At 74.3% G+C, this 10,984-nt stretch carries 11 protein-coding genes; 3 read left to right on the forward strand and 8 right to left on the reverse strand.

Going from position 1 to position 10,984, the window contains the following annotated elements:
- Positions 1 to 88: 88 nt before the first annotated feature.
- The 3 genes from ACIBR0_RS28110 (at position 89) to ACIBR0_RS28120 (ending at position 3,025) form a co-directional block, all read left to right on the forward strand.
- Entirely contained in the window at positions 89 to 841 is a 753-nt protein-coding gene (locus tag ACIBR0_RS28110; RefSeq protein ID WP_396720611.1) for a TetR/AcrR family transcriptional regulator, read from the forward strand.
- A gap of 57 nt (positions 842 to 898) precedes the next feature.
- Entirely contained in the window at positions 899 to 1,924 is a 1,026-nt protein-coding gene (locus tag ACIBR0_RS28115) for a helix-turn-helix domain-containing protein (protein ID WP_396720613.1), read from the forward strand.
- A 66-nt stretch (positions 1,925 to 1,990) separates the two neighbouring features.
- A complete protein-coding gene (locus ACIBR0_RS28120) occupies positions 1,991 to 3,025 on the forward strand; it encodes a helix-turn-helix domain-containing protein (protein WP_396720615.1) in 1,035 nt (344 codons plus the stop codon).
- Between the two features lie 174 nt (positions 3,026 to 3,199).
- On the opposite strand, the gene ACIBR0_RS28125 is transcribed toward ACIBR0_RS28120, so the two are convergent.
- The 8 genes from ACIBR0_RS28125 to ACIBR0_RS28160 form a co-directional block, all read right to left on the reverse strand.
- Positions 3,200 to 4,183: a DNA topoisomerase IB gene (locus ACIBR0_RS28125; RefSeq protein WP_396720617.1), complete on the reverse strand. Its 984-nt coding sequence runs from the start codon at positions 4,181 to 4,183 to the stop codon at positions 3,200 to 3,202.
- The gene (locus ACIBR0_RS28130; RefSeq protein ID WP_396720619.1) at positions 4,167 to 5,120 is read right to left on the reverse strand and encodes a glycosyltransferase family 9 protein; all 954 of its coding nucleotides are present in this window, start codon (positions 5,118 to 5,120) and stop codon (positions 4,167 to 4,169) included. Before ACIBR0_RS28130 ends, ACIBR0_RS28125 begins: the two co-directional genes overlap by 17 nt.
- Positions 5,117 to 5,818, reverse strand: a complete 702-nt coding sequence (locus tag ACIBR0_RS28135) for an SDR family oxidoreductase (RefSeq protein ID WP_396720621.1) — start codon at positions 5,816 to 5,818, stop codon at positions 5,117 to 5,119. Before ACIBR0_RS28135 ends, ACIBR0_RS28130 begins: the two co-directional genes overlap by 4 nt.
- 100 nt (positions 5,819 to 5,918) lie before the next feature.
- On the reverse strand, positions 5,919 to 7,415 hold the full coding sequence (locus ACIBR0_RS28140; RefSeq protein ID WP_396720631.1) for a PfkB family carbohydrate kinase: 1,497 nt from the start codon (positions 7,413 to 7,415) through the stop codon (positions 5,919 to 5,921).
- Positions 7,416 to 7,444: 29 nt separating this feature from the next.
- On the reverse strand, positions 7,445 to 8,140 hold the full coding sequence (locus ACIBR0_RS28145; RefSeq protein WP_396720623.1) for an SIS domain-containing protein: 696 nt from the start codon (positions 8,138 to 8,140) through the stop codon (positions 7,445 to 7,447).
- The gene (locus ACIBR0_RS28150) at positions 8,137 to 9,357 is read right to left on the reverse strand and encodes a glycosyltransferase (RefSeq protein WP_396720625.1); all 1,221 of its coding nucleotides are present in this window, start codon (positions 9,355 to 9,357) and stop codon (positions 8,137 to 8,139) included. The genes ACIBR0_RS28145 and ACIBR0_RS28150 overlap by 4 nt, the downstream gene beginning before the upstream one ends.
- Positions 9,342 to 10,319, reverse strand: a complete 978-nt coding sequence (locus ACIBR0_RS28155) for a glycosyltransferase (RefSeq protein ID WP_396720627.1) — start codon at positions 10,317 to 10,319, stop codon at positions 9,342 to 9,344. The genes ACIBR0_RS28150 and ACIBR0_RS28155 overlap by 16 nt, the downstream gene beginning before the upstream one ends.
- A partial coding sequence (locus ACIBR0_RS28160; RefSeq protein ID WP_396720629.1) for a glycosyltransferase family 9 protein occupies positions 10,316 to 10,984 on the reverse strand: 669 nt, incomplete at its 5' end. The genes ACIBR0_RS28160 and ACIBR0_RS28155, both read right to left, overlap by 4 nt.

Genomic DNA, 10,984 nt, shown 5'->3' on the forward strand with positions numbered 1-10,984 from the left:
CTCCGTTACTGCGTACGACGTACGCTTTAATGCGTGCACCATACGCAGAAGCTAGGATGGCGGTCAAGACACTGACCGAGAGGCACGGATGAACGAGCAGGACGTCGACCTTCCCGAGAGCGTCGAGATCGCCTGGGGGCTGCGGGAACGGCCCGGCAAGGGGCCGAAGCGCAGCCTGACCCTGGAGCGGGTGGTGGCCGCCGCCATCGGGGTGGCCGAGGCCGACGGGCTGGGCGCGGTGTCGATGAGCCGGGTCGCCGGGGCGCTGGGCGTGGCGACGATGTCGCTGTACCGCTACGTCCCGGCCAAGAACGACCTGCTGGACCTGATGGTCGACGCGGCGTACGGGGACCCGCCCGCACCACGCGGCGCCGACGAGGGCTGGCGGTCGGCGCTGGCCCGCTGGGCGTGGGCCAACGTCACGACCATCCACCGGCACCCGTGGATCCGGCACGTCCCGATCGGCGGGCCGCCGATGGGGCCCTGCCAGGTCCGCTGGATGGAGCACGCGCTGGCCGCCCTGGACGGCACCGGCCTGCGCGGCGGCGAGCGGCTCTCCACCGTCATGCTGGTCAGCGGGTACGCGCGCAACTGGGCCACGTTGACCGCGGACCTGAGCGAGGCGGCCGGCCGGGCCGGGCTGACCCCGGACGAGATCGGCGTCCGCTACTGGCAGCAGCTGGCCCGGCTGACCCGGGACGGCCCCTACCCGGCGATCCGGAGGCTGCTGACCGACGAGTCGCTCGACCAGGAGGAGGAGTTCGACGCGGAGTGGAGCTTCGGCCTCGACCGCATCCTCGACGGCGTGGAGGCGCTGGTCCGGAGCCGCTCGCAGACCTGACCCGGGAGGCGGCCCGCCACCGGGTCATCCAGAATGTCGGGCACGGGGAGGTGCGGAATGAGTGTCTTGCGCGCGGAGATCATGGACACCGCCGTGGTGCCACCCGCCGACCGGTGGCCGTTCTTCCTGGACATGTCGTTCCGCGCCTCGGCGCCGATGGCCATGTCCAGCGACCACGTGTCGGACTTCCGGGCCACCTCCCGCCTGGTCGACCTCGGTGGCCTGCAACTCGTCCGGTTCCGCTACCAGTCGCTGACCGGCCAGCGCACCCCGCGGCTCATCCGCCAGGCGGACCCGGAGCTGTACCAGGTCGCGCTGACCGTCAGCGGTGCCAGCGCGATCAGCGCCCAGCGGCGGGACACCACCATGTCGCGGTCCGACTTCACCCTGGTCGACTGGGGTCGTCCGCACCGGCTGGAGCACCGCAGCCTGCACGGTGGGCAGGAGCTGGCCGCCTCGCTCACCGTCGGGATCCCCCGGACACTGCTGCCGCTGCACCCGGACCGGGTGGACCGGCTGGCGGCGGCCCGCATGTCCGGCACCGAGGGCCCGGGAGCCCTGCTGGCCATGCACCTGCACCACATCACCCGGTATCCGGAGCAGTTCCAGGCCACCGACGCCCCACGCCTCACCGACGTCACCCTGAGCCTGGTGGCGACCCTGTTCGCCCACCACCTGGACGCCGAGCACGACCTGCCGCCCGACATACGGCAGCTGGCGACACTGGCGCAGGTGCACGCGTTCATCGACCGGCACCTCTCGGACCCCGCCCTGACGCCGCAGGCCGTGGCCGAGGCGCACCACATCTCCCTGCGTACGCTGCACCGGCTCTTCGAACCCGACCAGGAGACGGTGGCCGCGTCGATCCGGCGGCGCCGGCTCGCCCGGTGCCGCCGCGACCTCGCCGACCCCCTGCTGCGGCACCATCCGGTGCACCGCATCGGGCGGCGCTGGGGGTTCACCGACCCGGCCCACTTCAGTCGCGCCTTCCGCGCCGCCTACGGGATGTCGCCCCAGGCGTACCGGGCCCTGCCGTCCGCCCCGCGCCGACCGGACGGGCCACCCGGGCCTCCGGGCCGGTGACCGTGGGCCGGTGACCGCGGGCCGTGGAGAATGGCGGAACGGACACGCAGAGGCAGGAGGCGGCGGATGCTGCAGCGGACCACCATCGACACCACCGTGGTGCCGGCGGGCGACCGCTTCGGGATGTGGCTGGACCTGGTCGCCCGTACGACGGCGCCGCTGCACATCCGGACCGAGCACGCGGACGACTTCTCCGCACGGGCGGAGCAGGTCGCGCTCGGTCCCATCACGCTGGTCAGCTATCGATACCCGTCGCTGGACGGCATCCGGACCCAGAAGCTGATCCGGCGGTCCGACCCGGAGATGTACCTGCTCGCGCTGGTCGGCACCGGCGACAGCGAGGCCACCCAGGAGGGCCGACGCAGCGTCCTGCAGCCCGGTGAGCTGACCTTCTACGACGGTTCGCTGCCGCATCGCGTGCGGCACGAGGGCGGGGCCCACGGGCGCGAGGACGTCCGGTCGGTGGTGGCGGTCATCCCGCACGCCATGCTGCCGCTGCCGCCGCAGCGGCTGGCGCCCCTGCTGGGTGGACGCATGTCGGGCACCGAGGGAATCGGCGCCCTGCTGGCGCAGTTCATGCTCCAGGTCACCACCCACCCCGAGCAGTACCACGCCGCCGATGCCGACCGCCTCGGCACGGTCGGGCTCGACCTCGTGTCCACCCTGCTGGGCAGGCACCTGGTGGCCGAGGACGCCGTTCCCTCCGATGTCCGTCGCCGCGCCCTGGCCACCCAGGTGCAGGCGTACATCCAGCGCAATCTCCGGGACGCCGGGCTCACCCCCCAGGTCGTCGCCGACGCCCACCACATCTCGCTGCGGTCACTCCACCGGCTCTTCGAGGCCGAGGAATCCACCGTGGCCTCGTACATCAGGGACCTGCGCCTGGCCCGCTGCCGGCACGATCTGGCGGACCCGGGTCTGCGCACGCTGTCGATCCAGGCGATTGCCGCTCGCTGGGGTTTTCCGGACAAGGCGCACTTCAGCCGGGTGTTCCGGGCCGCGCACGGCGTGACACCCCAGAGCTGGCGAGCCGAACGCGCAGGTCTGGCACAGATCGTCAACCGCCCGGCGTCCACGGTCAACTCGCCGGAGGCAGACTGACCATGACGCAGCCGGTCGCGAGAGGTCTTCGACCTCGCGGCCCGGCTCGTCAACGGGGGCCGTGGCGAGGCGCCCGCCGTCGAGTGACGGCGGGCGGCCGCCCGGGACCCCCCAGAACGTCCACTGGCCCCGGTCCCGTCCATGTCTCCCCCCAGGACCCGTGGGCGGGGCCGGTCAGGCGTCCTCCAACAACTCCAGCACCCGGCGCTCGGCCTCCTCGCGGGGCGTCTCCGGCGCCACCGGCGCCAGTACGCCGTCGTGGTAGAGGTCCACCACGCGGGGGTCCACATAGGACGCCCGCGCGACGGTCGGGGTGTTGCCCAGCAGCTCGGCCACGTCGCGCATCACCGCGGCGACCGCCCTCTTCCGGGCGGTGGCCGACCGCTGCCGGCCCACGGTGGCCAGCTCGACGGCCGCCCGCACCGTCGCGTGCCAGGTACGGAAGTCCTTCGCGGTCATCTCCCCGCCGCTGGCCTCGCGCAGGTACTCGTTGACCTCGTCGCTGCGGACGTCACGCCAGAGCTCGCCGTCCCAGTAGCCGAAGAGGCGCTCCTCGGCCCGGCGCCGGCGGCGCAGGTTCGTCAGCACCCGGCACAGCTCCGGGTCCTCGATCCGGCGTACCTGCTCGATGCCGCCCTTGGCCGGAAACTCGAAGACGACACAGCCGCCCCGGGATCGGGCGTGCTCGGGACGCAGGGTGGACACCCCGAACGTGGGGTCGTCGCCGGAGGCGTACTGGTCACTGCCCACCCGGAACATGCCCATGTCGAGCAGGCGGGTGACCGTGGCCAGGACCCGGTCGCGGCTCAGGCCCCGGCCGGTGAGGTCGTTGCCGACCCGCTCACGCAGGACCGGGAGCCGGCGGGCCACCTCCAGGACGTGGTCGAACTTGGCCTCGTCGCGCTTCTCCCGCCACGCCGGGTGGTAGAGGTACTGCTTGCGGCCGGCCGCGTCGATGCCGGTGGCCTGGATGTGTCCGTTCGGGTACGGCGAGATCCACACGTCCTGCCAGGCGGGCGGGATGACGAGGTCCCGTAGCCGGGCGAGCGTCTCCGGGTCGCGGACCTGCTCACCGGAGGGGTCGAGGAACAGCCAGCCCTTGCCGCGCCGGCGGCGTCCGTACCCCGGCCTGCCCGGATCACTACGCCGCAACCGCACCGGAGACCCGCACCGTCCGTTCCACCTCGTGCACGGCGGCGAGCACCTCGTCGACCGGAAGCGCCGCCAACGTCGGATGGCTTCCTACCCCGTCCCACCTGCTCCAATCACCGTCTCCGATCCACAGCACGCGGTGCCGTGGGCGGTCCGGTGGTGGTCCCCAGTGGGCGGGGCTGGCGGGTCCGAAGAGGAGGACCGAGGGGGTGCGGTAGGCGGTGGCGAGGTGGGCTATGCCGGTGTCGCCGGAGATGAGGAGGCGGGCGTGGGCGGTGAGGGTGGCGAGGTCGTGCAGGTCGGTGTGGCCGGCGAGGACGGCCTCGGTGGGGAGGTCGGCGAGGTGGGCGACGTGGTGGGCCAGGGGGCGTTCGGTGGGGTCGCCGGTGACGACGAGGTGGTGGCCGGCGGCGGTGAGGTGCCGGGCGACGGCGGCGAACCGTTCCGGCGGCCAGCGCTTCGCGGGCACCTTGGAGCCGGGGTGCAGCACGGTCACCCCGGTCGGCACCCGACCCGGCGGCGGCCGGCGCAGCGCCAGGTCGGTCGGGTCGGCCTCGATCCCGTACGCCCCGAGGAGCCGGCACCAGCGGTGCACCTCGTGTTCGGCGTCGTCCCACGCCGGTCCGTCGTGGTGGTCGGCGTCGACGTTGGCGTAGGCGAGGAGGCGGCGGGGTCGGGTGGCGGCGAGCATGCGGTGCGACTGGGGGCCCCGCCCGTGCAGGTTCACCGCCAGGTCGGGGGCGGGGCCGGTCCAGTGCAGGGGGCCGAGGCCGGGGGCGTCGATGATCCGGTCGACGCCCCCGATCAGGTCCACCAGGGGGGTGAGCCAGGCTGGCGCGGCCAGCGCGATTTCCTCGTGGGGGTGGGTGGTGCGCAGGGCGCGCAGGGCGGGTGTGGTGGTGGCGAGGTCGCCGACGCCGAGGGCGCGCAGGACGAGGATCACGGGTAGGAGGATTCCTGTTCGGCGCAGACGATCATTTCGCGGACGGCGCAGCCGGGGGGTTGGGTGAGGGCGAACATGATGGCGGCGGCGGTGTCGGTGGGGTCGTTGAGGATGGCGTCGGGGCCGGGTTTGTACTGGTCGTCGCGGTCGTCGAAGAAGGCGGTGCGCATGCCGCCGGGGATGAGCAGGGTGACGCCGACGCGGCCGGCGAGTTCGGCGGCGAGGGCGCGGGTGAATCCGACGACGCCGAACTTCGCCGCGCAGTAGGCGGTGGCGTCACTGACGGCCTTGATCCCGAGCGTCGACGCCACCGTCACCACCGTCCCTTGGGAGGCCTGCAGGAACGGCAGCGCCGCCCGGATCACGGCGGCGGTGCCGAGCAGGTTGACCGCCACGATCCGGTCCCATGTCTCGGCCGGCACGTCGGTGAGCTTGCCCGGCACGTCCATGCCGGCGGCGGTGACCACGGCGTCCAGCCCGCCGGAGCGTTCGGCGAGCTGTACCGTGGCCGCCTCAGCGGCCCGGCTGTCGGCCAGGTCGCACTCCACCCACGGCACCCCGTCGGCGGGCGGACGCCGGTCCAGCACCACCGGACGCCCCCCGGCGCGGGCCACCGCCGCCACCACCGCCGCGCCCAGACCGCTGGAACCGCCGGTGACCAGCACCGTCGACCCGACGCCGCGCGCCCCGGCGCTCATGCCGGCACTCCGCTGCGCTCCGTGCCGCCATGAGGCACCGCCGCACCGTGCTGATGATTCGCTCGCTCCCGCTCGCTCATGCCGGCACTCCGCTGCGCGCTCATCGCGTCCCTTCCGGCGTCTGCGGGCGGCGCAGCACGGAACCGGCCGCCGGCACCGTGTCGGTGAGCCGGGTCCCGGCCGGTGGGGACCCGTCCGTGCCACGCGAGCGGGCCGCGGCGATCATGCTGGTCGTCGAGCGGCCGTCGAGGTACGGCACCACGACCGTGTGTCCGCCCCAGCGACGCAGGATCTCCGCCTCCGGCAGCACCGGGTCGCCACCGCCGGTGACGTAGTCGCCGCCCTTGACCCAGATGTCCGGCCGCAGCCAGGACAGTGCCCCGTGCGGTGTCGGCTCGTCGAAGATCATGACCGCGTCGACGCAGCTCAGCGCCGCCAACAGCCGGCTGCGGTCGCCCTGCGGCACCACCGGCCGATCCGGTCCCTTCAGTCCGGTCACGCTGGCATCGGAGTTGAGGCAGACCACCAGGCAGTCACCGAGTTGCCGGGCCGCCTGGAGGGTCGCCACGTGACCAGCGTGCAGCAGGTCGAAGCAGCCCCCGGTGGCCACCACCGTGCCGCCGGCCGCGCGTACCTCGGAGACCACGGCGGCGGCCGCCACCACGCCGACGCGGTCCGCCCCCGGGCCGGACACCGTGTCCGGGAACGGCCGCACCGGCGGTGGCAGCGCCGTCGCCACTCCCCCACCCGCGACGTACGCCGTCGCCTCGGTGACCGCCTCCTGCACCGCCTCGGACACCAGCGCGCCCCGCGCGAGGGCGAGGGTGGCGGTGACCGCGAACCGGTCCCCGGCTCCGCAGGTGTCCCCGTCGGCGGTGGCCGGTGCCGGCACCACCAACGGCGTCGACCCGGCGTGGCAGAGCAGTGCGCCGTCCCCGCCGAGGGTCACCGCGACGGCACCGGCCCGCCAGCGCCGGCGCAGCCCCTGCGCACCCCGGGACGCGGTGGCCAACCGGCTCGCTCCCGGGGGCGCCTTGGCCAACTCGCGGACCTCGGACTCGTTCGGGGTGACCAGGTGCACTCCGGGCACCGCCGCCGGGCCGCGCGGATGCGGATCCCAGACCACCGGCGCGCGGGTGGCGGCCAGCGCGGCCCGCAGGGCGGGTTGCCGGGCCACGCCGCGGCCGTAGTCGCTGACCAGCACGGCGGTCGCGTTCGCGATCACCCGCAGGACCGCGTCGGACGGTTCGCCCGGCTCCCCCGGGGCACCGCCCCGGTCGTGGCGCAGCAGCACGCGGCCCCGGGCGTGCAGCCGGACCTTCTCCGGGGTGGCACCGCGCAGGCCCAGCGCGTACACCTGCACCCCGGCGGCGGCGAGCAGCGAGCTGAGGCGGGCACCACCGGCGTCGTCGGCCAGCGCGGTCACCAGCACCACCTCGGTGCCCTGCGCCGCGGCGGCGAACACCGCCGCGAGGCCGGCGCCGCCGGGCCGGTCGGAGTACGCGGTCTCGTCGAGCACCGGCACCGGCGAGTCCGGACAGAGCCGGTTCACCACCCCCTCGACATCCCGGTCGAGCAGGGTGTCACCGACCACCACCAGGGGTCCCGTCACGCTTCCCTCCCCATTCACGCCTCCATGTGCGGGCTCGTGTCCCCGTCCAGCACCACCTCGACACCGGTCCGGACCGGTCCGGAGCGGGGGTGTGCGGTGGACACCCGGTGCGGTGCCCGGCCGACCGGGGCGGCGACGGCCCCGGGCAGTGCCAGTTCGACGTACTCGCAGAGCAGGTGGCTGGTGACCAGGTGGAGTTCCTGGACGACCTGGCTGTCGGCGGACTCGATGGCGAGGGCGTCGTGGCACGCCTCGGCCAGGGGGTTGGGCACGGGTCCGGTGAGCGCCCAGGTGCGGATGTCGAGCTCGCGGGCGGCGTGGGTGGCGTGCAGGAGGTTGGGGCTGGCGCCGCTGGTGGACATGAGCAGGAGGATGTCGCCGGGGCGGCCGTGGGCGCGGACCTGGCGGGCGTAGATGTGGTCGTATCCGTAGTCGTTGCCGATGGCGGTGAGGGCGCTGGTTTCGGCGTGCAGGGCGATGGCGGACAGGGGTTGGCGGTCGTCGTGGAGTTTGCCGACGAGTTCGGCGGTGAGGTGTTGGGCTTCGGCGGCGCTGCCGCCGTTGCCGGCCACCAGCAGCCGTCCGCCCCGGGCCAGGGTCCAGGCGAGTTCGGTGCCCCAGGTGGAGAGGCGTTCGGCGGCCTGTCGGTAGGGCAGCAGCGCGGCGGCCAGGTTCGCCAGGTGACAGTCGACGAGCGTCGGCCCGGTCATCCGGCCACCACCCGGATGGGCCGGCGGACCGCGGCCACCTCCTCGTAGACCGCGGCCAGGCGCTCCGCCGTCGCCGCCCACGAGTACGTCCGGCGGGCCCGTTCCCGCGCCGCGGTCGCGTACGCGAACCGCCGGATCCGGTCGTCGAGGAGGCGCTGGATCGCCTCACCCAGGGCGCGCGGATCCCGGGCCGGCACGAGGTCACCGGTGACGCCCTCGACCACGGTGTCCTTGATGCCGCCCACGGCGGTGCCGACGACGGGCACCCCGCAGGCCATCGCCTCCAGCGGGGTCAGGCCGAACGGCTCGTACCAGGGGGCGGCGACCAGCAGGTCCGCCGACCGGTACCAGCGGCCCATCTCCTCGCGGGGCACGGCACCGACCAGCTTCACCCGGTCGGCCACACCGCAGGTGTCCGCGAGGGCCCGCAGCCGCCGGGCGTACGGGTCGCTCTCCAGCAGGCCGGCCGGTGGTCCGCCGACCACCACGCACTCGGCGTCCGGCACGTGCGCCATCGCCCGGATGACGGTCTGGAAGCCCTTGCGTTCCACCAGCCGGCCGACGGTGAGGATGCGCGGCCGGTCGTCGTCCCGGTCGGCGGCGGGGCCGAGCGGCGCGAAGGTGCCGAGGTTCACCCCGGAGGGGATGACCGTCATCCGGGACCGGGGCACCCCCATCCGGACCAGCTCGCCCACCTCGTCCTGGCACTGGGCGATCACCCGGTCCACCGAGCGACCCAGCTCCCGCTCGTACCCGATCCGCCGCGCCGGACTGGTGTCCTGCACGCCCTGGTGGCGGCGCTTGACCACCCCGAGGGCGTGGTACGTCTGCACGACCGGCACACCGGTCTGCCGGCTGGCGGCCAGCGCGGCCAGGCCGCTCATCCAGAAGTGCGCGTGGATGACCTCGGGCGTCCAGTCGTCGCTTCGCCACCGGTCGACCAGCCAGCGGCTGAACTCCTTCATGTGCGGCAGGAGCGCGTCCTTGGCCAGCGGCTCGGCCGGCCCCGCCGGCACGTGCACCACCTCGTAGCCGTCCGCGCTCCGGACGGACACCGGCAGATCGACGGCGTCGCGTCGGGTGTAGACCCGTACGTCGTGCCCGGCGGCGACCAGGGCGGCGGAGAGCTCGGCGACGTGCGTGTTCTGTCCACCGGCGTCCTCGCCGCCGAGGATGGCGAGCGGGCTGGCGTGCTCCGAGATCATCGCGATGCGCATGTTTCCTCCTCCAGCAGCCGGTCCCAGTCGGCGAGGAATCGGTCGAGCCCGTACCGGTCGAGGGCGACGGCACGGGCCGTCGCGCCGGTGCGGCGCGCCTCCGCCGGGTCCTCCATGAACCGGCGGGCCGCGTCCAGCAGGGTGTCGATCCGGGTGGCGAGGGCTCCGGCGCCGGGCGGCACCGCCATCACCGCCTCGGTGGTGGCCAGCGCGACGACCGGCATGCCGATCGTCATCGCCTCGATGAGGCTGAGGCCCAGGGAGGTCCACCGGCAGAGGTGCAGGTACGCCCGCCGTCGCCCCAGCTCGGCGTGCATGCGCGCCTGCGGCACGTCGTCGTGGCTGGTGATCCGGTCGGCGGGCAGGCCGAGGTGGTCGGCCAGGCCGGCGACCTTCATGCCGAACACGTCCAGCGGGGCGATCTCCGCGAAGCGGGGCAGCAGGTCGGTGCCGGTGACCCGCCAGCGGCGTACCGGCTCGTTGATGACCACGGCGAGCCGGTCCAGTTCCCCGGTGTACCGCGCCGACGGGGCGACGACGCCGTGGTCCACGACGGTCGTGCGGGTGGTGCCGGTGTCCCAGAACAGCTGGTTGAACGCGGTGACGTGGGCGATGAGGAGGTCGTCGCGGTCGGCGAGGGGGTGGCGGCTGTGGGGGACGTTGCCGTCTTTGGGGGTGTTGTGTTCGACGTAGATGGCGGGGAGGTCGCGGCCGGGGGTGCGGCCGGTCCACTGGTGGGTGAGGTCGATCTCTTCGGGGCGTTGGAGGATGACGAGGTCGACGTCGGTGGATCGCAACTGCTCGGGTGTGATTTCGACAGCGGTGTCGGGCCAGGGGTAGGTGCGGGCGCGGCCGAGGCCGTAGGGGCCGCGGTCGGGGGTGACCGGGATGAGGTAGCGGTGTTTGCCGTGCACGAACGAGGTTGTCCAGGAGCCGTGCACGTGCCAGAGCAGGATGTTCATCGGTCGCTCCCGCCGCCGGCGACAGCGACCGCCCGGGTCGACCGCGCGACCGCCGGTGACACGCCCAGCAGCTTCAGCGCTCCGACGACCTCCTCCGGATCGACCTGGTTCAGGCACGGGTGCCCGGCCACCGGGCAGGTTGCGGCGCGGGTGTCGCGGCAGGCGGCGCTCGCGTCGCCGAGGCGTACGGTCGGCACGCCCCAGGGGCCCCACTGTCCGAAGGGGACGGTCGGGGCGAAGAGGCTGACCACCGGCACCCCGTACGCCGCCGCGAGGTGCGCCGGCCCGGTGTTGCCGACCACCACGGCGGCTGCCCCACCGACGATGCCGGCGAGGTCGGCGAGACCGGTCCGCCCGCCGAGTTCCACGGCGACGTCACCGGCGACGTGGGCGGTCAGGTCGCGTTCGTCGGGTCCGCCGGTGACCACGACACGGTGGCCGGCGGCGGCGAGCGCACGGGCGATCCCCGCCGCGACCTCCGGTGGGCACGCCCGGGCGGACGCCGCCGAGCCGGGGTGCAGCACCACGTAACCGGGGGCCCCGGCCTCCGCCGGGGGCGGTGGCGCCGCCCGCAGGCGGAGGGTGGGTCGGTCGTCATCGGGCAGGGTGAACCCGGCCGCGGCGGCCAGGGACAGGGCCCGTTCCGGCTCCGGCACACCGACGGG

This window comes from Micromonospora sp. NPDC049497 (assembly GCF_044465805.1).
Taxonomy (GTDB): Bacteria; Actinomycetota; Actinomycetes; order Mycobacteriales; family Micromonosporaceae; genus Micromonospora.